This window comes from Bradyrhizobium manausense, from assembly GCF_018131105.1.
Taxonomy (GTDB): Bacteria; Pseudomonadota; Alphaproteobacteria; order Rhizobiales; family Xanthobacteraceae; genus Bradyrhizobium; species Bradyrhizobium manausense_B.
On sequence record NZ_JAFCJI010000001.1, the window covers coordinates 3,487,163 to 3,513,005 of the forward strand.

General features: G+C 64.5%; 24 protein-coding genes. 9 read left to right on the plus strand and 15 right to left on the minus strand.

The genetic code is table 11. The features are described 5' to 3' along the window. Positions 1–66 precede the first annotated feature (66 nt). From JQ631_RS16685 to coxB, 8 genes are all read right to left on the minus strand, one after another. Positions 67–831 carry an SURF1 family protein gene (locus JQ631_RS16685; RefSeq protein ID WP_212327717.1) on the minus strand — a complete coding sequence of 255 codons (765 nt, stop codon included), beginning with the start codon at positions 829–831 and terminating at the stop codon, positions 67–69. Then, a complete protein-coding gene (locus JQ631_RS16690; protein WP_212327718.1) occupies positions 828–1,229 on the minus strand; it encodes a DUF983 domain-containing protein in 402 nt (133 codons plus the stop codon). The genes JQ631_RS16685 and JQ631_RS16690 overlap by 4 nt, the downstream gene beginning before the upstream one ends. Positions 1,230–1,325: 96 nt before the next feature. Beyond that, a complete protein-coding gene (locus JQ631_RS16695) occupies positions 1,326–2,183 on the minus strand; it encodes a cytochrome c oxidase subunit 3 (protein ID WP_212327719.1) in 858 nt (285 codons plus the stop codon). 64 nt (positions 2,184–2,247) lie between these two features. Then, on the minus strand, positions 2,248–2,892 hold the full coding sequence (locus JQ631_RS16700) for a cytochrome c oxidase assembly protein (RefSeq protein ID WP_212327720.1): 645 nt from the start codon (positions 2,890–2,892) through the stop codon (positions 2,248–2,250). A 5-nt stretch (positions 2,893–2,897) separates the two neighbouring features. Further along, a complete protein-coding gene (locus JQ631_RS16705; RefSeq protein WP_212327721.1) occupies positions 2,898–3,062 on the minus strand; it encodes a cytochrome c oxidase system small membrane protein in 165 nt (54 codons plus the stop codon). Positions 3,063–3,069: 7 nt separating this feature from the next. Beyond that, positions 3,070–4,014, minus strand: coding sequence for a heme o synthase (locus tag JQ631_RS16710; protein ID WP_212327722.1), 945 nt, complete (start codon positions 4,012–4,014; stop codon positions 3,070–3,072). A 60-nt stretch (positions 4,015–4,074) separates the two neighbouring features. Beyond that, positions 4,075–5,703 carry a cytochrome c oxidase subunit I gene (ctaD, locus tag JQ631_RS16715; RefSeq protein WP_212327723.1) on the minus strand — a complete coding sequence of 543 codons (1,629 nt, stop codon included), beginning with the start codon at positions 5,701–5,703 and terminating at the stop codon, positions 4,075–4,077. An 88-nt stretch (positions 5,704–5,791) separates the two neighbouring features. Continuing rightward, on the minus strand, positions 5,792–6,646 hold the full coding sequence (coxB, locus tag JQ631_RS16720) for a cytochrome c oxidase subunit II (RefSeq protein WP_212327725.1): 855 nt from the start codon (positions 6,644–6,646) through the stop codon (positions 5,792–5,794). Positions 6,647–7,092: 446 nt separating this feature from the next. On the opposite strand from coxB, the gene JQ631_RS16725 reads away from it, so the two are divergent. From JQ631_RS16725 to JQ631_RS16745, 5 genes are all read left to right on the plus strand, one after another. Further along, positions 7,093–7,638, plus strand: a complete 546-nt coding sequence (locus tag JQ631_RS16725; RefSeq protein ID WP_212327726.1) for an invasion associated locus B family protein — start codon at positions 7,093–7,095, stop codon at positions 7,636–7,638. A gap of 110 nt (positions 7,639–7,748) precedes the next feature. Next, complete coding sequence (gene tldD / locus JQ631_RS16730) at positions 7,749–9,176, plus strand: metalloprotease TldD (RefSeq protein ID WP_212327728.1); 1,428 nt, start codon at positions 7,749–7,751, stop codon at positions 9,174–9,176. Continuing rightward, positions 9,173–9,949, plus strand: coding sequence for a signal peptidase I (gene lepB, locus JQ631_RS16735; protein ID WP_212327729.1), 777 nt, complete (start codon positions 9,173–9,175; stop codon positions 9,947–9,949). Before tldD ends, lepB begins: the two co-directional genes overlap by 4 nt. A gap of 23 nt (positions 9,950–9,972) precedes the next feature. After that, a complete protein-coding gene (locus JQ631_RS16740; protein WP_212327731.1) occupies positions 9,973–10,320 on the plus strand; it encodes an MmcQ/YjbR family DNA-binding protein in 348 nt (115 codons plus the stop codon). An 8-nt stretch (positions 10,321–10,328) separates the two neighbouring features. Next, positions 10,329–10,895, plus strand: a complete 567-nt coding sequence (locus JQ631_RS16745; protein ID WP_212328625.1) for a nucleotidyltransferase family protein — start codon at positions 10,329–10,331, stop codon at positions 10,893–10,895. 110 nt (positions 10,896–11,005) lie between these two features. Here JQ631_RS16745 and JQ631_RS16750 read toward each other — a convergent pair whose 3' ends face one another. From JQ631_RS16750 to JQ631_RS16760, 3 genes are all read right to left on the minus strand, one after another. Continuing rightward, positions 11,006–11,584 carry a PAN domain-containing protein gene (locus JQ631_RS16750; protein ID WP_212327733.1) on the minus strand — a complete coding sequence of 193 codons (579 nt, stop codon included), beginning with the start codon at positions 11,582–11,584 and terminating at the stop codon, positions 11,006–11,008. 176 nt (positions 11,585–11,760) lie between these two features. Continuing rightward, positions 11,761–13,131: a glutamate--cysteine ligase gene (locus JQ631_RS16755; RefSeq protein WP_212327735.1), complete on the minus strand. Its 1,371-nt coding sequence runs from the start codon at positions 13,129–13,131 to the stop codon at positions 11,761–11,763. Positions 13,132–13,232: 101 nt separating this feature from the next. Further along, positions 13,233–13,733: a MarR family winged helix-turn-helix transcriptional regulator gene (locus JQ631_RS16760; RefSeq protein ID WP_212327737.1), complete on the minus strand. Its 501-nt coding sequence runs from the start codon at positions 13,731–13,733 to the stop codon at positions 13,233–13,235. A 126-nt stretch (positions 13,734–13,859) separates the two neighbouring features. Here JQ631_RS16760 and gstA point away from each other — a divergent pair, with 126 nt between their 5' ends. Together gstA and JQ631_RS16770 are read left to right on the plus strand one after the other, a co-directional pair. Then, positions 13,860–14,474, plus strand: a complete 615-nt coding sequence (gene gstA / locus JQ631_RS16765; protein WP_212327738.1) for a glutathione transferase GstA — start codon at positions 13,860–13,862, stop codon at positions 14,472–14,474. 214 nt (positions 14,475–14,688) lie between these two features. Further along, on the plus strand, positions 14,689–14,997 hold the full coding sequence (locus JQ631_RS16770; RefSeq protein ID WP_212327739.1) for a hypothetical protein: 309 nt from the start codon (positions 14,689–14,691) through the stop codon (positions 14,995–14,997). A 445-nt stretch (positions 14,998–15,442) separates the two neighbouring features. Here the strand turns inward: JQ631_RS16770 and JQ631_RS16775 are convergent, their stop codons facing one another. From JQ631_RS16775 to JQ631_RS16790, 4 genes are read right to left on the minus strand one after another with little or no spacing between them, the layout of a single operon-like run. Next, positions 15,443–17,659 (minus strand): FAD-dependent oxidoreductase, encoded by a 2,217-nt coding sequence (locus tag JQ631_RS16775; protein WP_212327740.1) that lies wholly within the window; start codon positions 17,657–17,659, stop codon positions 15,443–15,445. A gap of 20 nt (positions 17,660–17,679) precedes the next feature. Beyond that, complete coding sequence (locus JQ631_RS16780) at positions 17,680–18,888, minus strand: acetyl-CoA C-acetyltransferase (RefSeq protein ID WP_212327741.1); 1,209 nt, start codon at positions 18,886–18,888, stop codon at positions 17,680–17,682. A 49-nt stretch (positions 18,889–18,937) separates the two neighbouring features. After that, positions 18,938–20,728: an acyl-CoA dehydrogenase C-terminal domain-containing protein gene (locus JQ631_RS16785; protein ID WP_212327742.1), complete on the minus strand. Its 1,791-nt coding sequence runs from the start codon at positions 20,726–20,728 to the stop codon at positions 18,938–18,940. Between the two features lie 39 nt (positions 20,729–20,767). Then, the gene (locus tag JQ631_RS16790) at positions 20,768–21,163 is read right to left on the minus strand and encodes a nuclear transport factor 2 family protein (protein WP_212327743.1); all 396 of its coding nucleotides are present in this window, start codon (positions 21,161–21,163) and stop codon (positions 20,768–20,770) included. Positions 21,164–21,361: 198 nt separating this feature from the next. Here JQ631_RS16790 and JQ631_RS16795 point away from each other — a divergent pair, with 198 nt between their 5' ends. After that, positions 21,362–21,961 carry a PadR family transcriptional regulator gene (locus JQ631_RS16795; protein WP_212327744.1) on the plus strand — a complete coding sequence of 200 codons (600 nt, stop codon included), beginning with the start codon at positions 21,362–21,364 and terminating at the stop codon, positions 21,959–21,961. Positions 21,962–22,298: 337 nt separating this feature from the next. Then, positions 22,299–25,814: a tetratricopeptide repeat protein gene (locus JQ631_RS16800; RefSeq protein ID WP_212327746.1), complete on the plus strand. Its 3,516-nt coding sequence runs from the start codon at positions 22,299–22,301 to the stop codon at positions 25,812–25,814. The last annotated feature ends 29 nt before the right edge of the window (positions 25,815–25,843 follow it).

Sequence of the window (25,843 nt, forward strand, 5' to 3'; positions counted from 1 at the left end):
AGGACCACCCTCGTGAATATGGACTGAATAATAAAGCCCGGACGATTCCGGGTTCCCACCGGGAACCTACGGGTTTGCGCCCCCCTGCCGGCGTCCCCTCAGCCAGGCGCCGAATGCGATCAGCACCGCACCGGCGAGCGTAAACCACGTGATGGCGTACTGCAGATGATCGTCTTTCAAATGCACGTCGAGCGGCCCCGGACGCGGAATGCCATTCTCGGGCGCCGGCTGTTCGAGATCGACATAAAACGGCGCGACCGCGCCCCAATGAAGCGCGCTCGCGATCGCCAGATGATCGCGCACGAACCACAGCCGCTTGTCCAGATTCGACGCCGGCGTCAGCCATCCCGGCGCTTCCGGAAAGCGGAGATAGCCGGTGAGTAGCATGGGAGCGCCGGTGACGAGCTTCTTCACCGCGCGATCCTCGACGCGGCGATCCTGCATCGTGTTCTCGACGAAGCCCGCATCGATCACCACGATCTCGCCGCTCGGCAGCCGTGCCGGCAGGAAGGCCCAGGTGCCGGGACTGGACGCATCCTTGCGCACGGCGGAGCCGGACGAATAGACCATCGCATCCGGTGCAGCTGCGTAGGTGGCGGTGAAGCTGACGCGGCGAAATTCGTCGCGTGCGGGCGTCAGCGCCGCCCATTGCGCTGGCGGCGGCAGCGCGACCGGTGCGGCGGCAAGGCGCTCGGTGAGGGCAGCGATCAGCTCGTGCTTGGCGGTACGACGTTGCAATTGCCAGACGCCGAGCGCGACGAAGGCCGCAGTCAGCAGAAGCGTGAACAGCGTGAAGCCTGCCACGCGGGGCTTGCGCGCAGTCTCGTTCATTTCGCGCGGTCGACCAACCGGCCAGGTGCTGCCTTGTGATGGAATTGCAGCGCGATCAGCAGCGACTTCATGGAGCGCAGCGGCAGAAGCGTGGTTGCCAGGATCAGCGGAAACCACAGCACCGCATGCAGCCAGAACGGCGGCTGATACTTGACCTCGACGACGAGCGCGCAGCCGACGACGATCGCGCCGGCCAGCATGATGATGAAGATCGCCGGACCGTCGCCGGCATCGATGAAAGCGTAGTCGAGGCCGCAGCGGTCGCAGGACGGCGCGAGCGTCAGGAAACCCGAATAGAGCTTGCCTTCACCGCAGCGCGGGCATTTGCAGGCAAGCCCGCGCAAAGCGCTTTGCAGGACGGTGGGCTGGGATTCAGGCGTGGCGGCAGGTTCGTTCATGACACGCAAGTCTATCACAATTTCGACGCGGCTTCGGCCGCTGGAAAGCGAAAGGGCGGCCCTGCGGCCGCCCTTTGCAGATCGATTGACCGCGGCTCAGTGCGCGCCGTGGGCCATGGTCTCGGCGCCGTGTCCCCAGACATAGATGCACAGGAACAGGAACAGCCAGACCACGTCGACGAAATGCCAGTACCAGGCAGCGAATTCGAAGCCGAGATGCTGCGTCGGCGTGAAGTGGCCGGCATAAGAGCGCGCCAGGCATACGATCAGGAAGACAGTGCCGACCAGCACGTGGAAACCGTGGAAGCCGGTCGCCATGAAGAAGGTCCCGCCATAAACGTTGCCGGCGAACGAGAAAGCCGCGTGGCTGTACTCATAGGCCTGCACGCAGGTGAAGGTCGCGCCCAGCAGGATGGTGAGGATCAGTCCGTATTTCAGGCCCTGGCGATCGTTCTCGAGCAGAGCGTGATGCGCCCAGGTCACCGTGGTGCCCGAGGTCAGCAGGATCAGCGTGTTCAGGAGCGGCAAGTGCCAGGGATCGAAGGTCTCGATGCCCTTCGGCGGCCATACGCCGCCGAACAGGGCTTCGCGGGTCATGTGAACGGGGTCGGCCGGGAACAGTGCCGCGTTGAAATAGGCCCAGAACCAGGCAACGAAGAACATCACCTCGGAGGCGATGAACAGGATCATTCCGTAGCGGTGGCTGATCTGCACGACGCGGGTGTGGTCGCCCTTGTACTGGGCTTCCTTGATCACGTCGGCCCACCAGCTCGCCATGGTGTAGAGCACGCCGATGGTGCCGATGCCGAAGATGATCGGCGCGGCCGACAGCATGTGGTGCATCCAGGTGATCGCGCCGACCGCCATGACGAAGGCCGAGACGGAGCCGACCGCCGGCCACGGAGAGGGATCGACCAGATGGTAGTCGTGATGCTTGCCTTGCGCGGTAGCCATTGCGGTCTGTCTCCTCAATCCCGTGCCTGTCAGGCACTTATCCCCTTATTCCAGCCCCTGAGCGTCAACCCCGTGGCTGGAGATTTCCCTTGCGCTTGTCGTCGGCACCGGATGCAAGCGGCTTCACCACCGGATCCTTCACCGGATAGAAAGTGTAGGACAGCGTGATGGTGCTGAGCCCGTCATTGTCGTGGTCCTTGACGATCGACGGATCGACGTAGAACACCACCGGCATCTCACGCTTCTCGCCCGGCGCCATGGTCTGCTCGGTGAAGCAGAAGCAGTTGATCTTCTCGAAATAGGACCCGACCGTCAGCGGGGCGACGTTGTAGGCAGCCTGGCCAGAGGTGGTGCGCGCGGCCTGGTTGGTCACGGTGTAAAAGATCGTCGTGACCTGGCCGATATTGACCTCGACCTCGGTCTGCTCAGGCTCGAACTTCCAGGGCAGGCCGGGCGCGACGTTGGAATCGAAGCGAACCGCGATCTTGCGGGCGATCGGACCGCTGGCAGGCGCCGAGGTCGCGACCTGGGTCGTGCCGTTGAAGCCGGTGGCGCGGCAGAACCAGTTGTAGAACGGCACCGCCGCGTAGGACGCGCCGACCATCAGCGCAACGACGCCGCCGCAGATCGAAGCGACCAGCACATCGCGGCCGAGGCCCTTCCTGGCCGTTCGGCTCTGATCCCGCGATATGGTCGGCTTCTGATCCATCTCTGTCACATTGGGCGAACTAGAACCGCCGGCCCCTTGACCATGGTGACGGCGAAGAAAAGGATGACGAGCACGCCGAGCGCGAGCGCGATCGCGATCGAGCGCTGACGGCGGCTCTTCTTCTGCGCCTCGGTGAGGACGATTCCATCTGGCTCGTGTTTGTCAGCCATTCCTGCCTCATGCGCCCCCAACCATCGGAGCAAGCGCCCGGAACACGACCTCGGCCAGCAGGGTCGCGAACAGCGCGAACAGATACAGGATCGAGAAGGCGAACAGCTTGCGGGTCGCGCGCAGCGACTGGCTGCGTTCGCGGCGCATATAGACGTTGATCGCGAGCACCAGCATGCCGGCGCCGAGCACCAGCGAAGTGATGCCGTAAATGGCGTCGAAATAGCCAAGCGCCCAGGGCGCGGCAGCGACCGCGATCAGCACGACGGTGTAGAGCAGGATCTGGAGGCGGGTCGCGTCGGGGCCGGCGACATTGGGCAGCATCGGAATGCCGGCGCGCGCGTAGTCGTCGGAACGGAACAGCGCCAGCGCCCAGAAGTGCGGCGGCGTCCAGAAGAAGATGATGGCGAACAGCAGCAGCGGCTCGACGTCGACCCTGCCGGTCACGGCGGCCCAGGCCACCACCGGCGGCAGCGCACCGGCGGCGCCGCCGATCACGATGTTCTGCGCGGTCCAGCGCTTCAGGCCCATCGTGTAAATCACGACATAGAAGAAGATGGTGAAGGCGAGCAGCGCACCCGCGATCCAGTTGACGAGGATGCCGAGCGTCATCACCGAGAAGAAGGCGAGCGTCATGCCGAACGCCATCGCCTCGGGCTTGGTGATGCGGCCGCGTGGGATCGGACGGTTTGCCGTGCGTGACATCTTCGAGTCGATGTCGCCCTCGAGCGCCATGTTGAGCGCGCCGGAAGCGCCGGCACCGACGGCGATGCAAAGCAGCGAGGTGATCGCGAGCACCCAGTGGAAGTGTCCGGGCGCCATGGCCATCCCGACCAGCGCGGTGAAGATCACGAGCGACATCACCCGCGGCTTGAGCAGCGCGAGATAGTCACCAACCTCCGCTTCGGAGATGCGGGGATTGATGTCGATGGCGTTCTGGTCGAGGACGGACACTAGTTCAACTCGCTTCGTTCTAGAGCCGCGGCGCCCGTCTCGGGCGCCGCGGGAGTTGGCTTACTGCACGCGGGGCAGCACTTCGAACTGATGGAAGGGCGGCGGCGAGGACAGCGTCCACTCCAGCGTGGTGGCGCCCGCACCCCAGGGATTGTCGCCCGCCGGGACCTTCTTCATGAACGCGTCGAGCACGCAGTAGAGGAAGATCAGCACACCGAAACCGGAGATGTAGGAGCCGATCGACGAGACCAGGTTCCAGCCGGCGAACGCATCGGGATAATCAACGTAGCGGCGCGGCATGCCCGACAGGCCGAGGAAGTGCTGCGGGAAGAACACGAGATTGACGCCGACGAAGGTAAACCAGAAGTGCGCCTTGGCCAGCGGCTCGCTGTACATGTAGCCCGTCATTTTCGGGAACCAGTAGTACCATCCGGCGAAGATCGCGAACACGGCACCAAGCGACAGCACGTAGTGGAAGTGCGCGACGACGTAGTAGGTCTCCTGGAGCACGCGGTCTACGCCGGCGTTCGCCAGCACGACGCCGGTGACGCCACCGACGGTGAACAGGAAGATGAAGCCCACGGCCCAGATCATCGGGGCGCGGAATTCGATCGAGCCGCCCCACATCGTGGCGATCCACGAGAAGATCTTCACGCCGGTCGGAACCGCGATCACCATCGTGGCGGCGACGAAATAGGCCTGCGTCGCTGACGACATGCCGACCGTGTACATGTGGTGCGCCCACACCACGAAGCCGATGCCGCCGATCGCGACCATGGCGTAGGCCATGCCGAGATAGCCGAACACGGGCTTGCGCGAGAAGGTCGAGACGATCTGACTGACCATGCCGAAGCCCGGCAGGATCAGGATGTACACCTCGGGGTGGCCGAAGAACCAGAACAAATGCTGGAACAGCACGGGGTCACCGCCGCCGTCGGGCGCGAAGAACGACGTGCCGAAGTTACGATCGGTGAGCAGCATGGTGATCGCGCCGGCGAGCACAGGCAGCGACAGCAGCAGCAGGAACACGGTCACCAGGATCGACCACACGAACAGCGGCATCTTGTGCAGGGTCATGCCCGGTGCGCGCATGTTGAAGATGGTGGTGATGAAGTTGATGGCGCCGAGGATCGACGAGGCGCCCGCCAGATGGAGCGAGAGGATCGCAAAGTCGACCGCGGGACCCGGATGGCCGGAGCTCGACAGCGGCACATACATGGTCCAGCCGGTGCCGACGCCGTTGGCGCCCGGCTCGCCCTCGACGAAGGACGAGATCAGGAGCAGCGAAAAGGAGGCCGGCAGCAGCCAGAATGAGATGTTGTTCATGCGCGGGAACGCCATGTCCGGCGCGCCGATCATCAGCGGCACGAACCAGTTGCCGAAGCCGCCGATCATCGCGGGCATGACCATGAAGAAGATCATGATCAGGCCGTGCGAGGTCACGAACACGTTATAGGTGTGCGTTTCGTGGAATATCTGCACGCCCGGATACATCAACTCGGCACGGATCGCGATCGACATCGCGGCACCGATAATGCCGGCGATGACCGCGAAGATCAGGTACATCGTGCCGATGTCCTTGTGATTGGTCGAATAGACGTAGCGACGCCATCCGGTCGGATGGGCGTGCTCGTGGTCATGTCCGTGGTCTTGCGCGTGATCGCCGTGTGCCGCTGCGCTGGTTGCCATTTTCAAATCCTGCCTTGCGTCCCGTTCGGACCCCTTGGAGGTCCCGCCCTTTATGTCGCTTTCAGTCCCTCAAGCCGTCGCCCGGCGCTTACTGCGTCGGGCCGGCTGCGGAGGCGAAAGTGCTGGTGCCGCCGCTCGCAAACTTCTTCTTCGCCGATTCAACCCAGGAAGCGAATTCCTGGTCGTTCACCACGCGAATCGCGATCGGCATGAAGGCGTGGTCCTTGCCGCAGAGTTCCGAACACTGACCGTAGAACATGCCGGTCTTGGTGGCCTTGAACCAGGTCTCGTTCAGCCGGCCCGGAATGGCGTCGATCTTGACGCCGAAGGCCGGCATCGCGAACGCGTGGATGACGTCGGCGCCGGTAACCTGCACGCGAATCACCTTGTTGACCGGCACCACCATCTCGTTGTCGACGCCGAGCAGCCGGGGCTGCTTGTCCTGGGCCATCAGCGAGTCGAACTCGAACTTGCCGTTATCGGGATAGGCATAGGACCAGTACCACTGCTTGCCGGTCGCCTTGATCGTCAGATCCGCCTTCGGCACGTCGAGCTCGAGGAACAGCAGGCGGAACGACGGCACCGCGATGCCGACCAGGATCAGCACCGGCACCAGGGTCCACACAACCTCGATCAACGTGTTGTGAGTGGTCCGCGACGGCACCGGATTGGCCTTCGAGTTGAACTTCACGACCACGATCACGAGCAGCGCCAGAACGAACAGCGTGATCACGATGATCAGGTAGGACAGGAAATTGTGGAACCAGACGATATTGTCCATCACCGGGGAACCCGATGGCTGCAGGTGCCACTCCCACGCCTCAGGTTGACCGAGCTCGGCAAATGCCGTGCCGCCCGTCGCCAACGTGATGCCAGCCGCCACCAAGGCGATGGTGGCCAATCCCAGCAAATGCCGGCCCACCCGACTCATCGACATCCTCATGCCGTTCGCGCTCCCCTTACGAAATCACCCCAAGTGCGCTCCCCTCTTGTTGGGAAACGCTTATTCGATCCGCCCGTCTGACAAGCCGCCGCTCAAGAATACCTCTAAGAGGAACTGGGGCCGATCGCTAGAACGCCGAAATCAAGCCTCTCAAACCATAATTCTTGATCTATCGCAATGCAGTCTTGAGCCCCTGTTGTCAGCCATCACCCGCAAGATATTTCCCAGCAAGATCAGACAAAAATACCACCTGCCGGGATGCCGCGGCTTGACAGCCGGATTGCCCGCTGTAGGCACAGGCGCAGGGCCCCGCAGGAACCTGATTCGTGGCGGCAATGACGGCCAAGGCGGCGCGGAATTTGCTTGTAAATTGCCTTCAAGACGCCGTCATTCCCGTATCAGTCCACCAGCGCGAGCGACCCGAGCGAGCAGAGGGACCGACCCCGATGGGGCTTTCGAGATGCATGGCAAGATTGGCTCTCCGGCCGACTGACGGTCTCACGACGCTGATCGGCCTCCTGGCTGTCGCCCTCTTCCTTGCGCTACCCGGTGATGCCCATGCGCAGGGCGCGGTGCGCTCCGTGCATGGCGACTGGCAGATTCGTTGCGATACCCCGCCGGGCGCCCAGGCCGAGCAATGCGCCCTGATCCAGAGCGTGGTGGCGGAAGACCGCTCCAATGCCGGCCTCACCGTGATCGTGCTCAAGACCGCCGACCAGAAGAGCCGCCTGATGCGCGTGGTCGCCCCGCTCGGCGTGCTGCTGCCCTCAGGCCTCGGGCTCAAGCTCGACAACCAGGACGTCGGCCGCGCCGGCTTCGTCCGCTGCCTGCCCAATGGCTGCGTCGCCGAGGTCGTCATGGACGACAAGCTGCTCGGCCAGCTCCGCAGCGCCAAGACCGCGACCTTCATCATCTTCGAGACGCCCGAGGAAGGCATCGGTTTCCCGCTCAGCCTGAACGGGCTCGGCGAGGGCTATGACAAGCTGCCGTAGGGCTAGGGCCGCAGCGAACCTATTGTTTCCGTAATATGAGGCGTCGCGCCCTCGCGGAACCGATCCGAAACCATTATCTTGCCTCACATCCCCCGATAATGGACGGACGCATGACCAACCCTGCCACAACCTCCCTGCTCGACCGCGCCAATCTCGACCGCGACCAGGTTCGCAACGAGGTCGCGCGCGGGCTTGCCGGTGCCGACGACGGCGAATTGTTCCTCGAATACAGCCAGACCGAAGCGCTGATGTTCGACAATGGGCGGCTGAAGCAGGCGACCTACGATACCTCACAAGGATTCGGCCTGCGTGCCGTCAAGGACGACGCGGTCGGATATGCGCATTCCTCCGACGTGTCGCTGCCGGCGCTGATTCGCGCCGCCGACGCAGTCGCGGCCGTCCGCGGCGGCTATTCCGGCAGCTTCTCCGCTCCGCCAGCGCACACCAACGTGCGGCTTTATAGCGACGACAATCCGCTCGACGCGCCGGGCTTCGAGACAAAGGTCAAACTGCTCGCCGAGATCGACGCTTATCTGCGCGACAAGGATCCGCGGGTGCGGCAGGTCAGCGTCAGCCTGGGTGCGACCTGGCAGGTGGTCGAGATCCTGCGGCCCGACGGCGAAAGCTATCGCGATATCCGCCCCCTGGTGCGCGTCAACGTCTCCGTCGTCGCCGGCCAGGGTGACCGCCAGGAGAGCGGCAGCAAGGGCTATGGCGGCCGGGCCGGCTACGCCGAGTTCATCGAGAGCAAGAACTGGCGCGACGCCGCCGATGGCGCGCTGCGCGAGGCACTCGTCAATCTGGAATCGATTCCCGCGCCCGCCGGTGAAATGGACGTCGTGCTCGGGGCCGGCTGGCCCGGCGTGATGCTGCACGAAGCTGTCGGCCATGGCCTTGAGGGCGACTTCAACCGCAAGAAAACCTCGGCGTTTGCCGGTCTGATGGGCCAGCAGGTTGCCGCCAAGGGCGTCACCGTTGTGGACGACGGCACCATCGCCTCGCGGCGCGGCTCGCTGTCGATCGACGACGAGGGCACACCGACCAACCGCACAGTGTTGATCGAGGACGGCATCCTGGTCGGCTACATGCAGGACCGCCAGAACGCGCGGTTGATGAACATGAAGCCGACCGGCAACGGCCGGCGCCAGGGCTACGCCCATGTGCCGATGCCGCGCATGACCAACACCTACATGCTCGCGGGCGACCGCGACCCGGCCGAGATTCTCGCGTCGGTGAAGAATGGCGTGTTTGCCGCGAATTTCGGCGGCGGACAGGTCGATATCACCTCGGGCAAATACGTCTTCCAGTGCACCGAGGCCTACAAGATCGAGAACGGCAAGATCGGCGCGCCGCTGAAGGGCGCCATGCTGATCGGCAACGGGCCGACCGACCTGCATCGCATCCGCATGATCGGCAACGATCTCGCGCTCGATACCGGCATCGGCACCTGCGGCAAGAACGGTCAGGGCGTGCCTGTTGGTGTCGGCCAGCCGTCGCTTCTGATGGAACGCATTACGGTGGGTGGAACGGGCGGATGAGCGTTGAGAAAGTGACTGTCACCCCCAAGCGGAAGAGCAGCGGCTGGGCCGGTCAGCTCGCGCAACTCGCCGGCATCGTCGCCGCGGTCTTCATCGCCAAGGGCGCGCTGGCCGAACCGTTCTACGTGCCGTCGGGCTCGATGGAGCCGACGCTGCTGATCGGCGACGCCCTGCTCGCTTCGAAATTCCCCTATGGCTACGGCACCTCGTCACTGCCGATCCAGATCAACCTGCCGGAAACAGGGCGCGTGTTCGCGGAGACGCCCAAGGCGGGCGACGTCGTCGTGTTTCGCTGGCCCGGCGACCGCTCGCAGGCCTGGGTCAAGCGCGTCGTCGGCCTGCCCGGTGACCGCATCCAGATGCGACAGGGGCAGCTCTTCATCAACGATCGCCCCGCCGAACTGAAGCCGGATGGCGTTGGCGCCGCCGAGGACGACAATGGCGGCAGCGAGCCCGCCTACCGATACGTCGAGACGCTGCCGAACGGCGTCAAGCACCTGATCTTCAAGATGCGTGACAATGGCCCGCTCGACAACACGCCGGAAGTGACGGTGCCGCCGGGCCATCTGTTCGTGCTCGGCGACAACCGAGACAATTCGGCCGACAGCCGCGTGCCGCTGCGCTCCGGCGGCGTTGGCCTGCTCCCGGTCGACAATCTCGTCGGCCGCGCAGACGCGGTGCTCGGCTCCTGGGATCTCGGCATGCGCGGCCAGCCGGTCTGGACTTGGCTCTCCGGCTTCCGCCTCGCCCGGTTCTTCACCGCCGTACACTGAGCTGATCCCAAGGTCTTGATCGAATGACCTTCGACGACGTCAGAAAATTTGTGCTGACGTGGCCGGAGGTCGAGGACGGCACCTCCTACGGCACGCCCGCGCTAAAAGTGCGCAAGAAGATGCTGGCGCGCCTGAAAGAGGATGGCGACAGCCTGGTGATGCCTGACGTCCCGATCGACGAGCGCGCGATGCTGGTCGAGAGCCAGCCGAAGATCTTCTATCTCACCGACCACTATGCCGATTATCCGATCGTGCTGATTCGGCTCTCGAAGGCGAAGCGCATGATCGTGGAACCGCTGCTGCGGCGGCGTTGGCGAGCGCTGGCCTCGAAGGCGGCGCGAGCGGATTATGATGCGCGCGCAAAGGCGTGACGCACATGATGGATGAATCCCGCTTCATCGCGCTGGCGCTGAAGAACCCGGTCAACGTTGCGATCATCGACGAGCTACATCGACTCGCGCTGCCGGATGCATGGTTGGTCTCGGGATGCCTCGTGCAATCGGTGTGGAATGTGCTCACCGGGCGCGTCATCGATCATGGCATCGCCGATTACGACGTCTTCTATTTCGATCCAGATACGTCATGGGGCGCAGAGGACGCCGTGATCCGCAAGCTACAGGCCCGGCTCGATCATCTCGGCGCCAAGATCGAGACCCGCAACCAGGCACGCGTGCATCTGTGGTACCCGGCCAAGCACGGCCTGCCCTATCCGCCGCTGTCGTGCTCGATTGACGGCATCGGCCGCTTCCTCACGCAGAACACGCAACTCGGCGTGAAGCGCACGGACAGCGGTTTCGACGTCTATGCGCCGCACGGCTTCGATGACGTCGCAGGCCTGATCGTCCGACCCAATCCGGGCCCGAATTTTTCCGCGGCGAACTACGCGGCGAAGGCGGCCCGATGGAAGACGCGTTGGCCTGAGCTCACGGTGATCGCGCCGCAGTGAGGCTTGATCCTCCTCGTCATTGCGAGCGCAGCGAAGCAATCCAGAGTCCCTCCGCGAAACCAGCCTGGATTGCTTCGCTGCGCTCGCAATGACGATGGAGAGAGTTCGCGCTACCGCACCACGCCCGATGTGAACCCCGCCTTCCGCCGCGGCGGCTTGATATCCTTTTTCAGGAAGCAGCGCGCCTCACGCCCGGTATAGCCGGGCCGGGCATAGGTGAAGGCGCGGCACTTGTTGTCGGCGGTGCAGGCAGCCTTGCAGACGTCCTCGCCCTCGCCTTCCTTGAGATCGAAATTGCGCAAATCGCCACCGGGGCGGTCGATCGAGGTCTCCACGCCCTCGACGCGCGGCTCGATCACGCCGGCACCGCGCACCCCGGAGATGCAGCAATTTGCAGGCTGTCGCGGCGGCACGGTGTTCTTGAGCCAGCACACGGCGGCGGCGCCGTCGATGTCAGGATAGCTGAAGCTCCACGCGCGGCAGCGGCGATCGCGCTCGCAGAGCAGCGCACAGTCCTCGGGATCACCCGATGTGACCGGCGCGTTGAAATAATCGCCGCCGGGCCGGTCGAACGCCGTCTGGGCGCGCGCGGGCACGCTCGCGAAGGCGAGCGACAGCAGCGTGGCGCACGCCACGACGCAAGCCAGGACCATGGCCATGACGGTCCCAGGCAGGCGGCCCTTCCCCATCGAAACAGCTTTCGAGTTATTGACGGCGCTCACGTTTTTCGGCCCGTCATTTGATCGCCGCAAACCTGTATGGGCGATGAACGGCCTAAAACCTGATCGTTGGCCTATTTGCCTAGAGGGTTTTCGAGCGAAGTGGGCACCGGTTCGCGTGAAGAAAATGCGTCAAAGACATGCATCTAGAACGCGTATTCCGCGTAAGCGGGTTCCACCGAGCCGTTCCAGGCCCCGTTGAACTTCTCGAGCATCTCCTCGGCCGGGGTCCGGCCGGAATCGATGATGCGATCGAGCGGCTCCAGATGCCGCGTTTCGTCGCGGCCGATCGCATCGATGCGGCCGCGGCGACGCAGGCCGGCATGTGCCAGAACGAGGCATTCCTTGGCGATCTCGAACAGATAGCGATCCTTGATGCGCGCCTTGAAGCCGAAGCGCGGCACGTCGTCGCGCAGGGCCTGACGCTCCGACGCGGTCCAGTGCTTCACCAGGTCCCAGGCGGCATCGAGCGACACATCGTCATAGAGCAGCCCGGCCCAGAACGCGGACAGCGCCGGCAGGCGGCCCCACGGGCCGCCGTCGGAGCCGCGCATCTCGAGATAACGCTTCAGCCGCACCTCGGGGAAGATCGTCGAGAGATGGTTGGCCCAGTCCGACAGCGTCGGACGCTCGCCGGGCAGGTTGTTGTTGCGGCCGTCGAAGAAGGCGCGGAACGAGGAGCCCGACACGTCGATGTAGTCCTCGTCGCGCTTGACGAAATACATGGGCACGTCGAGCGCATAGTCGACATAGCGCTCAAAGCCCATGCCGTCCTCGAACGCCCACGGCATCATCCCGGCGCGGGCATTGTCGGTGTCGCGCCAGATCTCGGAGCGGAAGGAGAGGAAGCCGTTCGGCTTGCCTTCGGTGAACGGCGAGTTCGCGAACAGGGCGGTTGCGACCGGCTGGAGCGCCAGCGAGACGCGCAGCTTCTTGACCATGTCAGCTTCGGAGGAAAAGTCGAGATTGGTCTGCACCGTGCAGGTTCGGTACATCATGTCGAGGCCGTACTGGCCGACCTTCGGCATGTAATTGGTCATGATCTTGTAGCGGCCCTTGGGCATCACCGGGATGTCGGCGCGCGACCAGGACGGCGTCATGCCGAGGCCGAGGAAACCGATGCCGAGCGGTGTCGCGATCTCGCGCACCTGCGCCAGATGCGCCATCAGTTCGCTCTGGGTCTGATGCACGTTCTCGACCGGCGCGCCTGACAATTCGAACTGTCCGCCCGGCTCGAGCGAGATCGCGCCGCCGCCGGTGACGTCGTAGAGACCGATGATGTTGCCCTTCTCCATGATCGGCTCCCAGCCGAGCAGAAGCTTCATGCCTTCGAGCAGGGCGCCGATGCCGCGCGCGCCCTCATACGGCACCGGACGGTGGCCTTCGAGCGTGAACGGCGTCTTCTCGTGCTCGGTGCCCATGCGGAATTCGGACGGGTCCTTGCAGCCTGCCTCGAACCACGCAACGAGTTCGTCGCGCGATTGCAGCGGCGTCATATCGATCTGGTCTCGCGCCATATCAAACTCTAATCAAAAGGGCGCTTCGATCGAAGGCGCGCGGGTGACGGGGATGGTCCGCGAACCCACCGGGCGCGCGGACAAGCTGGTGTGCCGTGCGGTCATCGCGACGGCGAGGTTTCGTTGGCGTTGTTGACGACGGGCGGCAGTTTCATCTCGCCGCACGCGCAGCCCAGCCGGTCGAGCAGACCGCTGAGCTTGACGGCATCGGCATCGGACAGTTTCGAGCCGACATATTTTTCGATCGCAGCCGAGTAGGCGCCCCACATCCGCTTCTGCAATTCGCGGCCGGCTTCCGTGATCTCCACGAACTGGCCGCGCTTGTCGATCTTGCATTCGCGCCGGGCGGCAAGGCCTTCGTCGACCAGGCGGTCGATCAGGCGCGAGGTGGAGTATTGCGGGATCAGCATCTGCCGTTCGAGTTCCACCGGACGCAGTTCGCCGGAGGGCGCGCGCGACAATTCGAGCAGCGCGTCGTACCATGCCAGCGGCGGGAACCCGGCCTTCTTCAGGTCCTGCTCGACGCAGTCGAGCACACGGCTCTGAACCCGCATCAGGCGGATCCAGGCACTGGTTGCCTCGGTCGATGGTTTACGTTTCATGGTCCCGCTCAAACTCGTCGTCCGCTTCTTACCCCATTTGATGCACCTGCATCAATCTTGACTATTTCATGCAGATGCATGTAGGCGTTCTTTCGCCCCAACCAAGCGTCAAGAGGAGGAACTTCCATGAAACTGTATTACTCGCCCGGCGCCTGCTCGCTGTCCCCCCATATCGCACTCCTGGAGGCCGGCCTGCCCTATGAGCTGGTCAAGGTCGATATCCGGGCCAAGAAGCTCGAGAACGGTGAAGACTATCTGAAGGTCAATCCCAAGGGTCAGGTCCCCGCGCTCGGCCTCGACAGCGGTGAGATCGTGACCGAAGGCCCGGTCATTGTCCAGATGATCGCCGACAAGGCTCCGGCCAAGGCGCTAGCGCCCGCGCGCGACAGTTCCGAGCGCTACAAGCTACTCGAATGGCTGAACTTCCTGACCTCCGAGGTGCACAAGAGCTTCGGCCCGATGTTCGCGCCGGCGCTGAACGACGACGCCAAGGCGTTCTTCAAGGATCGTGTCATGGGCAAGCTGAAGCACATCGACAGCCAGCTCGCCGGCAAAGACTACCTCATGGGCAAGCAGTTCTCGGTCGCCGACGGATATCTCTTCACGATGCTGACCTGGGGTGACCGCATGAAGTTCGACCTCTCCGCCATGCCCAACCTCACTGCCTACAAGGCCCGCGTCGCCGCGCGGCCGAAGGTGCAGGAAGCCCTGAAGAAAGAAGGGCTGGCGCAGGCCGCCTGAGGCGCGCGAAATCCTGAAGGGCCGGGTCGATGATCCGGCCCTTTTTGTCATCGCCGAGCTGAAAGCCAATCCGTTCGCCGGATCATCGTACCTTAGTTAGACCTTTGAACTACTGTTCATCAAATGTAAGCGGTGCTGTCTTGTCTCCGCTCGCAAAGCGGGCGAGCGTGGCCGAATTGATTGAAGAATTTTTGGATTCTCATCGGAGTTGAACTTGACGATTGCCATCGTCCTGATCGCTGCAAGCGCATTGGTAGGAATAGCGACAGGTTACGTATTCAGGATCTGGGCGCTGGTACTGATCTCGCCGTTACTCGCGGTTTTTTCGGCGATCATTCTTCGCGTTTCCGAATTCGGAATGATGGCGGGAGTGACCGTCATCGCGATCTCGCTCGTCGCCTGTCAGCTCGCCTACTTCGCCACAACCTATCTGCGGCACGCCCGCGAGGTCTCACCCCACGATGAGATCGACGGTCAGCCAGGCAAGATAAGCGAGCACAAAATCCGTCGCCAGCACGAGTAGTGCCAACGCAGCCCAAAGCACCGGCCCCTTGCGGCGCAGGCGGAACGACCTCTGTTGCGGCAGGACACGGCCAAAAGCCGGCGCAACAGCATATTTCCCGGTGAGATCGCGACAAAGCGCGACCTTCCGCAGCACCAAAGAGCTCATCAAGGACACTTTCTTATTTCTTCAACTTGCCGATGGCTCGGCAAGCGTCCCAACTGGATTCATGACCCTGACCCTCGGCAATAGTGGTGCCAGGGCCGAGCAAAAGAACGGCGCCGCTTTGTCGCGCCTATGACCATTGTGAGACACGCAACAGCAGGACTCTCGCACGGTTCCTACGGGATTAGTGTGACGGGTTCCACAAATCGGGGAATTCCTGACGCAACCGTGACGACATTGCGCCAAAAGAAAAAGGCCGGATCGATGATCCGGCCTTTCGGTCTCGAACGGTTCTAGATGATCAAGCAGCGGCCGCCTTCTTCGGCGCGAAGCGGCCGTAGAAGGTTTCGCCCTTCGCCGCCATCTCTTCGAGCAGCCTCGGCGGCGTGAAGCGCGAGCCGTACTTCGCCTCGAGCTTGTGGCAGAGCTCGACGAAATTCTTCGTGCCCATGAAGTCGATGTAGGACAGCGTGCCGCCGGTAAACGGCGCGAAGCCGAAGCCGAGGATCGAGCCGACATCCGCTTCGCGGGGATCGGTGATGACGTGATCCTCGACCGTGCGCGCGGCTTCCACCGCCTGCACGACCAGGAAGCGCTGCTTCAGCTCCTCGACGTCGAGCGTGTCGGGGTCGAGCTGCTTCGGCTGCAGCGCAGAGAGGCCCGGCCACAGGCTTTTCTGACCCTTACCCTTCTCGGGATAGTCGTAGAAGCCCTTGCTGTTCTTGCGACCGAGACGACCCTGCGTCTCGACCATCTCCACCATCAGCTTCTTCTGATCGGGGTTGATGGCGTTGGGGCCGAGATCGGCTTCGGTCGCCTTCATGATCTTGAGGCCGAGGTCGAGCGCGACTTCGTCCGAGAGCGAGAGCGGGCCGACCGGCATGCCGGCCATCTTGGCGCAGTTCTCGATCATCGCCGGCGGCACGCCTTCCAGGAACATCTCGTTGCCTTCGGCGACGTAACGGCCGACGCAGCGGTTGGCGAAGAAGCCTCTGGAGTCGTTGACGACGATCGGCGTCTTGCCGATCTGCCGGACATAATCGAGCGCGGTTGCGAGCGCGACATCGCCGGTGTTCTTGCCCTTGATGATCTCGACCAGCATCATCTTCTCGACCGGCGAGAAGAAGTGGATGCCGACGAACTTGCCCTGGTCCTTGAAGCTTTCGGCCAGCGAGGTGATCGGCAGCGTCGATGTGTTCGACGCGAAGATCACGTCGGGCTTCATATGCTCCTGCGCCTTGGCAAAGGTGTCAGCCTTGACCTTGCGGTCCTCGAACACGGCCTCGATAACGAGGTCAACGTCCTTCAGCGCCGCGTAGTCCGCGGTCGGCGTGATGCGCGCGAGCAGCGCTTCAGCGTCCGTGGGTTTCGCGCGGCCCTTCTTGATCTGGTCCTCGATCACCTTCTGCGCATGCGCCTTGCCCTTGTCGGCGCTTTCCTGGTCGCGATCAATCAGCACGACGTCGAGGCCGGCACGGGCCGAGACATAGCCTACGCTCGCGCCCATGAAGCCGGCGCCGATCACGGCGATCTTCTTCACCTTGGTTGCGGGCACGTCCTTCGGACGGCGCGCACCCTTGTTCAGTTCCTGCATCGACAGGAACAGGCTGCGGATCATTGCAGCAGCTTCCTTCGAGCGCAGCACCGAGGTGAAGTAGCGCGACTCGACGCGCAACGCGGCGTCGATCGGCAACTGCAGGCCTTCATAGACGCAGCTCATGATCGCGCGCGCGGCGGGATAGTTGTCGTAGGTCTCGCGACGGTAGATCGCGTTGCCGGCCGGGAACATCATCATGCCGGCCTTGGAGAACACCGGGCCGCCCGGAAGCTTGAAGCCCTTCTCGTCCCAGGGCGCGATGGCCTTGCCGCCGCCCTTGATCCAGTCCTTGGCAGCCTTGATCAGGTCAGCAGCGGGGACGATGGCGTGAATCAGATTCAGCGCCTTCGCCTTCTCGACCGTAACCGGATCGCCCTTGAGCAGGATCGTCATCGCGTCCTGCGGCTGCACCAGGCGCGGCACGCGCTGCGTGCCGCCTGCGCCGGGGAACAGGCCGACCTTGACCTCGGGCAGACCAAGGCGGGTCTTGGGATTCTCCGCTGCCACGCGGTAGTGGCAGCATAGCGTGATCTCGAAACCGCCGCCGAGCGCGAGGCCATTGATCGCGGCCGCCCACGGCTTGCCTGACGTTTCGATCGAGCGCAGCACCAGCGAGAAGCGGCGGCTCTGGTCGAACAGCATCTGGTTCGCCGCGGTCTCGCCCTGCTCCTTGAAGACCTTTGCGTAGGCCTGGTTCATGCCCTCGAGCATGGAGAGGTCGGCGCCGGCGCAAAAGGCGTCCTTGGCGGAGGTGATGACGACGCCCTTCACTGCGGCATCAGCCGTGGTTGCCTTGACGATCGCGTCGAGCTCGCTGGTCGAGGTCTCGTCGAGCACGTTCATCGAACGGCCCGGGATGTCCCAGGTGACGAGCGCGATGCCGTCGGAATCGGTCTCAACCCTGAAATTCTTGTAAGCCATGTTGGTTGCTCCCCTACCCCTTAGACACGCTCGATGATGGTCGCGGTGCCCATGCCGCCGCCGATACACAGCGTGACCAGGGCGGTGGACTTGTTGGTGCGCTCGAGCTCGTCGAGCACCGTGCCCAGAATCATCGCACCGGTGGCGCCGAGCGGATGTCCGAGCGCGATCGCGCCGCCATTGACGTTGATCTTGGCGTTGTCGATGTCGAAGGCCTGGATGTAGCGCAGCACGACCGAGGCAAAGGCCTCGTTGAGCTCGAACAGATCGATGTCCGACTTCTTCATGCCGGAACGCGCGAACAGCTTTTCGGTGACGTCGACCGGACCGGTCAGCATCATCGCCGGCTCCGAGCCGACATTGGCGAACGCCCGGATTTTTGCACGCGGCTTCAGGCCGTACTTCGCGCCCGCCTCCTTGCTGCCGAGCAGCACGGCGCCGGCGCCGTCGACGATACCCGACGAATTGCCGGCATGGTGCACGTAATTGACGCGCTCGATCTCCGGATGCGACTGCACCGCGACACCGTCGAAGCCGCCCATCTGCGCCATCATCGTGAACGACGGCTGCAGCTGTGCCAGCGACTGCATCGTCGTCGTGGGACGCATGTGCTCATCCTTGGCGAGGAGGGTGAGGCCGTTGATGTCCTTCACAGGCACGACGGACTTGTTGAAGCGGCCCTCGTCCCAGGCCTTGCCCGCGCGCTGCTGGCTCTGCACGGCGTAGGCATCGACGTCGTCGCGCGAGAAGCCGTACTTGGTGGCGATCAGATCGGCCGAGACGCCCTGCGGCATGAAATAGGCCGGCACGGCCATCGACGGATCCATCGGCCAGGCGCCGCCGGAGGCGCCGATGCCGACGCGACTCATCGATTCGGCGCCGCCGCCGATCACGAGCTCATGCTGGCCGCTCATCACCTGGGCTGCGGCAAAGTTCACGGCGTCGAGGCCGGAGGCACAGAAGCGGCTGATCTGCACGCCGGGCACGGCTTCGCCGAGACCCGCCTTCAGCGCGGCAAAGCGCGCGATGTCGGAGCCGGCTTCACCGACCGGATCGACCACGCCGAGCACGACGTCGTCGACGGAATCTTCCGGCAGGTTGTTGCGGTCCTTCAACGCCTTCAGCGGCACGGTGGCGAGCGCCAGCGCGGTGACTTCGTGCAGCGAACCGTCGGCCTTGCCGCGGCCGCGGGGGGTGCGAACGTGATCGTAGATGAATGCCTCAGGCATGACGCCCTCCTGATCTGTTGTTCGAATTTTGTTGGCGCGGAAGCAGACTTCAGAACGCTTCCGCCGGCAATTCCATGATGGTGGCGCAGCCGGACTGGATGCGCGCGAGATTAGCGGCGGTCTCCGGCAGCATCCGCTCCATGAAGAAACGGCCGGTCACGAGCTTGGTCGAGAGATAAGGCGTCGCGCCGCTGGCGGCAATCTTCGCCAACGTCACCTTCGCCATCTTCGCCCACATGTAGCCGAGCGCGACGAAGCCGAAGAGATGCAGGTAGTCGGTCGCCGCAGCGCCGGCATTATCAGGCTTCATCATCGCGTTCTGCATCAGCCACGTCGTGGCCTGCTGGAGATGACCGAGCGAGGCCGAGAGCGGGGTGATGAACGGTTTCAGCGCCTCGTCGCCGCCGTTCTCCTTGGCGAAGGCCATGACCTCGCCGAAGAAGGCCATGATGGCGCGACCGCCGTCGCGCGGCAGCTTGCGGCCGACCAGGTCGAGCGCCTGGATGCCGTTGGCGCCTTCATAGATCATCGCGATGCGCGCATCGCGCACGAACTGCTCCATGCCCTGCTCTGCGATGTAGCCGTGGCCGCCATACATCTGCTGCGCCTGCACCGCGTTGGCGAAACCGTAGTCGGTGAGGAAGCCTTTCAGCACCGGCGTCATCAGACCCATGTGATCGTCGGCGGCCTGGCGATCCTTGGGATCCTCGGAGCGATGGGCGACGTCGCTCTTCAGCGCGGTCCACATCACGAAGGCGCGCGCGGCCTCGTTGAAGGCGCGGATCGAGAGCAGCGTGCGGCGCACGTCGGGATGCACGATGATCGGATCGGCCGGCTTGTCCGGCGCCTTCACGCCGGTGAGCGAACGGCCCTGGATACGCTCGCGCGCGTAAGCGACCGCGTTCTGGTAGGCGACCTCCGACTGCGCAAGGCCCTGGACGGCGACGCCGAGGCGGGCCTCGTTCATCATCACGAACATGCCCTGCATGCCCTTGTTCTCTTCGCCGATCAGCCAGCCGGTGGCGCCGTCGTAGTTCATCACGCAGGTGGAGTTGCCGTGGATGCCCATCTTGTGCTCGATCGAGCCGCAGACGACGCCGTTGCGGGCACCGACTGAGCCATCCGGCTTCACAAGGAACTTGGGCACCACGAACAGCGACACGCCCTTGATGCCGGCGGGCGCCCCCTCGATGCGGGCGAGCACGAGGTGGATGATGTTGGGGGCGAGATCATGCTCGCCGGCCGAGATGAAGATCTTGGTGCCCGTGATCTTGAAGCTGCCGTCGGCCTGGCGGACCGCCTTGGTGCGGAGCATGCCGAGATCGGTGCCGCAATGCGGCTCGGTCAGGTTCATGGTGCCGGTCCATTCACCGGCGACCATCTTCGGCACGTAGGTCTGCTTCTGCTCCGGCGAGCCGTGAACGATCAGCGCCGCGGTCGCGCCCATGGTGAGGCCGCCATACATCGAGAACGCCATGTTGGCGGAGATCTGGAATTCGTTGACCGCCTGCGAGAGCGTCACCGGCAGGCCCTGGCCGCCGAACTCGGTCGGCGCCGACAGGCCGAGCCAGCCGCCTTCGGCGACCTGCCTGAAGGCGTCCTTGAAACCCTTCGGCGTGGTGACGCTGCCGTCGTCGGCGCGCTTGCATCCCTCGAGATCGCCGACGCGATTGAGCGGCTGCAGCACTTCTTCGGCGAGCTTGGCGGCTTCGCCAAGGATCGCCTCGCGCACGTCGCTCGAGGCATCGGAGAAGCCGGCGAGATTGTCGTAGCGGTCGATCTGGAAGACGTCGTTCATCAGGAAGTTCACGTCTTCGACGGGGGCTTTATAGATCGGCATTGCGGTCTCCCGGCATGAGCCTTGATGTAACGAAATTCTCTAAGATTGGGCGGCGAGCTGCTCCGCCATCAGGCGGTGCAGCATATTGATGGCCTTGAGCGGACGCACCATCACCTTGAAACGGGTGATGCGGCCCCCGGCATCGAAGGTGATGATGTCGACGCCGTTGATCTCGATGCCGTCGATCATGGTCTTGAATTCGAGCACGGCGCCGTCGGCACTCCGCCACTCGCCGACATAGCTGAAGCCGGGACCGCCCAGCACCTTCTCCGCGCTGGCGAGATATTTGAAGGTGATGTCGCGCCCGCGCTGCGGCGAGTGCACGACGGGGCTTTCGAACACGGCGTCGGGATGGAGCAGCTCCCACAGCGCCTTGGCGGCTTCGGCGCGGTCGTGGGACTTCATGTAGGCGTACCAGGAATCGAGGCCGGTCATTCTCAGCTGCCTCCCTAAGGCCTTGGGCAAAAGGCCCGAAAACAACCCCATGCACAGTAGCGAAAAGACTGATTTCGCTGGGCTTTCGGATCGAGCCTCAGCCCGACCTGATTTCACCGCATATGCACATTGACGCATATGCACCAATACGCATAAAGTCAAGACAATTGGTCGGGACGTCTCAAGGGAGCTGGTGCCATGGCGCTGGGCGACGCAATCCTCGCATGTCTGACGGAACGTCCGATGACAGGCTACGAACTCGCCAAGACATTCGATTCCTCGATCGGCTTCTTCTGGAAGGCCGACCACCAGCAGATCTACCGCGAGCTCTCCAAGCTGCGCGACCGCGGCTACATCCAGGGCCGCGAGGTCGTGCAGTCAGGCAAACCCAATAAGCTCATCTATACGCTGACTCCCGAGGGCCGAACAGCGCTGCGGCACTGGGCCGCGCGGCCGAGCACGCCGCCTTCGATCAAGGACGATTTGCTGGTCCGGCTGCATGCACTCGACAGCATCGACATCGAGCCGATCCGCACCGATCTGATGGACCGGCTGGAGCACCACCGCGACCGCCACGAGAACTACGAGCGGATTCTGAAAAAGCGATTCCCGGAAGGAACGGCGTCCGACGTGCTCGACCTCGGCAACCTGCTGCTGCTGCGCCTCGGCGCGCGGCACGAGCAGATGGTGGCTGACTTCTGCGAGGAAGCGCTCGAGGCGCTGTCGGCGATGAGCGGCAAGGATAAGGGGACCGGCACGGTGGTACCACTGGACGACGGCAAGCGGGAGAAGGGCTAGAGAGCTTCGCTTCGTCATGGCCGGGCTTAGCCGTTCGAAGGACGGCGTCGCTTCCGCTCGCCTATGTCCCGGCCATCCACGCCTTGGCCGCGCGAAAGAAAGTACGTGGATGCCCGGGACAAGCCCGGGCATGACGGCTTTCAGTGCGCCCTCCCGGTTCCACCGCCCAACTTTAAGACACCGGCCCTGCGTTCCTTAACCCGTTATTTACCGTAACGGACAAAAGTCTGACTTCGAGGCAGACGACCCGCGTCAAATCCGATTGTCTTTGCAACCGGCACGCGTGGGGAGACTGGAGGCGCCGGGTGGGGCGCCGGAGTCGGAACCGGACAGAGTCATGAATTCGCGCGTATCGTGGAGTGTTGACGGCATCGATCCATCCGTCCGGGAGCGGGCCGAAGCTGCTGCGCGCCGTGCCGGCATGTCTCTCAACGATTGGCTGAACTCCACGCTCGGCGAGACTGCCCCGCCGAACCTTCGCGGGCCTTACGATCAGCGTCAGGAGCAGCGTCCCGATCCGCGCGCGATGCCCATGCCGGGCCAGGCCAGCCAGGAGAGCCGCGAAGTCGCCGACATCCATCAGCGGCTCGACGCGATCACCCAGCAGATCGAACGGATTTCAAAGCCGGCAACGCCGCGTCCGGACGTGTCGCGCGAGCAGGGCGTCGCCCGCCAGCTCAACGACGCGATCTCGCGGCTCGATGCCCGCCTGTCGCAGATCTCGCGGCCCCAGCAGCCGCAAGCGCAGCAGCCTCAGCCGCCGCGACAGGCACCGGCACAGGCTCCCGTTGAATCGCGCCAGCGCCAGGCCGATGCGGTCGAGCGCGCGGCCGCGCAAGTCTATCGCAACTCACCGCCCCTGAGCCCCGCATCGTTCGACGTCGCCGTCGCCGAGATTGCTGCGCGCCAGAGCGAGCTTGACGGATTCGCACCGCGGCAGATGCCGCCGCGCGCTGCACCGTCGATTGCGCCTTCGGCCGCTCCTTACGCGCCTCCCATGACGCCAATGGCGGCGCCGCCCGCGCCCGTCTATGCGCCGCCGCCACCGCAGCCGGGGCCGGATTTCTCGTCGCTCGAACGCCATCTGCTCAAGATCACGAGCCAGATCGAGTCGCTGCAGCGCCCCGACCATACCGAGCAGGCGATCAACGGCTTCCGCTCCGAGCTCGCCGAGATCCGCAACGCCATCACCGAAGCGATGCCGCGCCGCGCGATCGAGTCGATCGAGAACGAGATCCGCTCTCTGCATCGTCGCATCGACGAGACCCGTTCCAACGGCACCGACGGCCAGGTGCTGTCGGGCATCGAACATGCGCTCTCCGACATCAAGCAGGTGCTGCGCACGCTGACGCCGGCCGAGCAGCTCGCCGGCTATGACGAGGCGATCCGCAATCTCGGCGCCAAGCTCGACATGATCCTGCGCGCCAATGACGATCCCTCGACGGTCCGCCAGCTCGAAGGCGCGATCTCGGCACTGCGCGGCATCGTCTCCAACGTCGCCTCCAACGAGGCGCTGGCGCGACTTTCCGAAGACGTGCAGCTGTTGTCGTCCAAGGTGGACCAGGTCAATCGCACCTCGGATCGCGGCGACAGCTTTGCGGTGCTGGAGCAGCGCATCGCCGCGCTCACCGCAGCGCTGGAAACGCGCGAGCGGCCGCAAGCCACCGAGAGCACCGAACAGCTGGAAGCCGCGATCCGCGGGCTGTCCGACCGTTTCGACCGCATGCAGGTCGGCAACGACTCGGCCTCGACCTTCGCGCATCTCGAGCAACGGGTTTCCTATCTGCTGGAGCGACTGGAGGCCGCCTCCGATTCGCGCGGCGGCAATTTCGGCCGTGTCGAAGACGGGCTGCACGACATCCTGCGGCACCTGGAGCGGCAACAGGCTACCTATTCCGCCCTGGCCGAGAGCCGCAATTCGGCACCGCCGTCCGATTCCGGAATGGTCGATCTCGTCAAGCGCGAGCTCTCCGACATCCGCTTCAGCCAGGCCGAGACCAACCGCAGCACGCAGGATTCGCTGGAGGCCGTGCACAACACGCTCGGCCATGTCGTCGATCGCCTCGCCATGATCGAGGGCGATTTGCGCGCGGTGCGCACAGCGCCGCCGGCCCCCGCGCCGATGCCGATGGCGGCCCCCCTGTCGATCGCAGCTCCGATCGAGCCGGCGCCGATGGCGCGCGACCAATGGCAGCCACAGCCGCCGCAGCCGACATACGATCCGAAGCCCGAACTGCAAAATCCGGCCGCCGCGCAGCAGCCGGCGCACTCGGCTTTCGTCGCCGCCCCGCGCGAATTCCATGCCGCCGCACCGGCAGCGCCGCCGCCCGTGCCGATGGCCGCTCCGGTGCCCCCGCGCGCGATCAGCGAGATCCTCGAGCCGCACACGGCGCCGGCGCGCGCTGCGATCGCGCCCGAACTGCCGCCGGATCATCCGCTCGAACCCGGCACGCGTCCGGGCGGCCGCCCTGCCACGCCGTCCGAGCGCATTGCCGCGTCCGAAAGCGCGATCAGCGAAATTCCCGCCGCACCGAAAGAGCCGGTGTCGTCGTCGAGCTTCATCGCCGCCGCGCGCCGCGCCGCGCAGGCCGCTGCGGCACAGCCGCCGGAAAAGCCCGCCCGCGGCGTCAAGGCCGCGATCGCGGCCCGCACCAAGGGCCAGGGAAAAGAGCAAGCAAAAGAACAGGCAAAAGCACAGGCCGCAGGCCAGGAAGGCGGCTCGACCATCACGTCAAAGATCCGCTCGCTGCTGGTCGGCGCGAGCGTGGTCGTGATCGTGCTCGGCACCTTCAAGATGGCGATGAACCTGCTCGAAGGCGGCAATGCGCCGCCAGCGCCGCAAGCCATGGAAGATACGTCGAGCCGGCCCGCGCCGCAGCTGCCGCCGCCGGTCGAGAGCAAGCCCGCCGCGCCCGAGCAGATCACGCCGTCGATGACCTCGCCGACACCGATCGGGAAGCAGTCCCTGAACAATGCCGCGCCTGCGCCCGCCGCAAGCTCCGGCAACACCGCTTCGGTCGAAATTCCGCCCGCTCCCGCCGTAGCGGTGCCAACCCCGCCCGCGGCGAACGGCGACGTCACAGGTGCCCTGTCAGGCACGAGCCGCGCACGGCTGGGCATGGTGCAGGTGCCGCCGAGCGAGAAGCTGCCTGACGGCATCGCTGGTCCCGCCCTGCGCGCCGCCGCGATGAAGGGCGATGCGACGGCGGCCTACGAGATCGGCTTGCGCTTTGCCGAGGGCAAGGGCGTGGCCTCGAATTACGACGAAGCGGCAAAATGGTACGACCGCGCGGCGCAGGCCGGCGTGGTGCCCGCAACCTTCCGCCTCGGCACGCTCTATGAAAAGGGCCTGGGCGTGAAGAAGGACGCCGACATCGCCCGCCGCTACTACACGCAGGCGGCCGAGCGCGGCAACGCCAAGGCGATGCACAATCTCGCGGTGCTCGACGCCGACGGCGGCGGACACGGCGCCAACTACAAGAGCGCGGCGCAGTGGTTCCGCAAAGCCGCCGATCGCGGCGTCGCCGACAGCCAGTTCAATCTCGGCATCCTCTATGCCCGCGGCATCGGCGTCGAACAGAACCTCGCCGAATCCTACAAATGGTTCAGCCTGGCTGCCGCGCAGGGCGACGGGGATTCGTCGGGCAAGCGCGACGACGTTGCCAAGCGCCTCGACCCGCAATCGCTCGCCGCCGCCAAGCTCGCGATCCAGACCTTCAGCGCCGAGCCGCAGCCCGACGACGCCGTCAACGTTCCGACCCCGAACGGCGGCTGGGACAGCGCACCGCAGGCAGCCGCCAAGCCCGCACCGAAGCCGGTCGCGACGAAGAAGTCGGCGTCGGCGGCGCATTAAGGGGCGGCCGACTTCGTTCCAAAAACTGT

What these genes read in the sequence shown, in the direction of transcription:
- JQ631_RS16685 (WP_212327717.1), bottom strand. Translation starts at nt 831, where the DNA reads ATGAACGAGACTGCGCGCAAGCCCCGCGTGGCAGGCTTCACGCTGTTC.
- JQ631_RS16690 (WP_212327718.1), bottom strand. Translation starts at nt 1,229, where the DNA reads ATGAACGAACCTGCCGCCACGCCTGAATCCCAGCCCACCGTCCTGCAA.
- JQ631_RS16695 (WP_212327719.1), bottom strand. Translation starts at nt 2,183, where the DNA reads ATGGCTACCGCGCAAGGCAAGCATCACGACTACCATCTGGTCGATCCC.
- JQ631_RS16700 (WP_212327720.1), bottom strand. Translation starts at nt 2,892, where the DNA reads ATGGATCAGAAGCCGACCATATCGCGGGATCAGAGCCGAACGGCCAGG.
- JQ631_RS16705 (WP_212327721.1), bottom strand. Translation starts at nt 3,062, where the DNA reads ATGGCTGACAAACACGAGCCAGATGGAATCGTCCTCACCGAGGCGCAG.
- ctaD (WP_212327723.1), bottom strand. Translation starts at nt 5,703, where the DNA reads ATGGCAACCAGCGCAGCGGCACACGGCGATCACGCGCAAGACCACGGA.
- coxB (WP_212327725.1), bottom strand. Translation starts at nt 6,646, where the DNA reads ATGAGGATGTCGATGAGTCGGGTGGGCCGGCATTTGCTGGGATTGGCC.
- JQ631_RS16725 (WP_212327726.1), top strand. Translation starts at nt 7,093, where the DNA reads ATGGGGCTTTCGAGATGCATGGCAAGATTGGCTCTCCGGCCGACTGAC.
- tldD (WP_212327728.1), top strand. Translation starts at nt 7,749, where the DNA reads ATGACCAACCCTGCCACAACCTCCCTGCTCGACCGCGCCAATCTCGAC.
- lepB (WP_212327729.1), top strand. Translation starts at nt 9,173, where the DNA reads ATGAGCGTTGAGAAAGTGACTGTCACCCCCAAGCGGAAGAGCAGCGGC.
- JQ631_RS16740 (WP_212327731.1), top strand. Translation starts at nt 9,973, where the DNA reads ATGACCTTCGACGACGTCAGAAAATTTGTGCTGACGTGGCCGGAGGTC.
- JQ631_RS16745 (WP_212328625.1), top strand. Translation starts at nt 10,329, where the DNA reads ATGGATGAATCCCGCTTCATCGCGCTGGCGCTGAAGAACCCGGTCAAC.
- JQ631_RS16750 (WP_212327733.1), bottom strand. Translation starts at nt 11,584, where the DNA reads ATGGGGAAGGGCCGCCTGCCTGGGACCGTCATGGCCATGGTCCTGGCT.
- JQ631_RS16755 (WP_212327735.1), bottom strand. Translation starts at nt 13,131, where the DNA reads ATGGCGCGAGACCAGATCGATATGACGCCGCTGCAATCGCGCGACGAA.
- JQ631_RS16760 (WP_212327737.1), bottom strand. Translation starts at nt 13,733, where the DNA reads ATGAAACGTAAACCATCGACCGAGGCAACCAGTGCCTGGATCCGCCTG.
- gstA (WP_212327738.1), top strand. Translation starts at nt 13,860, where the DNA reads ATGAAACTGTATTACTCGCCCGGCGCCTGCTCGCTGTCCCCCCATATC.
- JQ631_RS16775 (WP_212327740.1), bottom strand. Translation starts at nt 17,659, where the DNA reads ATGGCTTACAAGAATTTCAGGGTTGAGACCGATTCCGACGGCATCGCG.
- JQ631_RS16780 (WP_212327741.1), bottom strand. Translation starts at nt 18,888, where the DNA reads ATGCCTGAGGCATTCATCTACGATCACGTTCGCACCCCCCGCGGCCGC.
- JQ631_RS16785 (WP_212327742.1), bottom strand. Translation starts at nt 20,728, where the DNA reads ATGCCGATCTATAAAGCCCCCGTCGAAGACGTGAACTTCCTGATGAAC.
- JQ631_RS16790 (WP_212327743.1), bottom strand. Translation starts at nt 21,163, where the DNA reads ATGACCGGCCTCGATTCCTGGTACGCCTACATGAAGTCCCACGACCGC.
- JQ631_RS16795 (WP_212327744.1), top strand. Translation starts at nt 21,362, where the DNA reads ATGGCGCTGGGCGACGCAATCCTCGCATGTCTGACGGAACGTCCGATG.
- JQ631_RS16800 (WP_212327746.1), top strand. Translation starts at nt 22,299, where the DNA reads ATGAATTCGCGCGTATCGTGGAGTGTTGACGGCATCGATCCATCCGTC.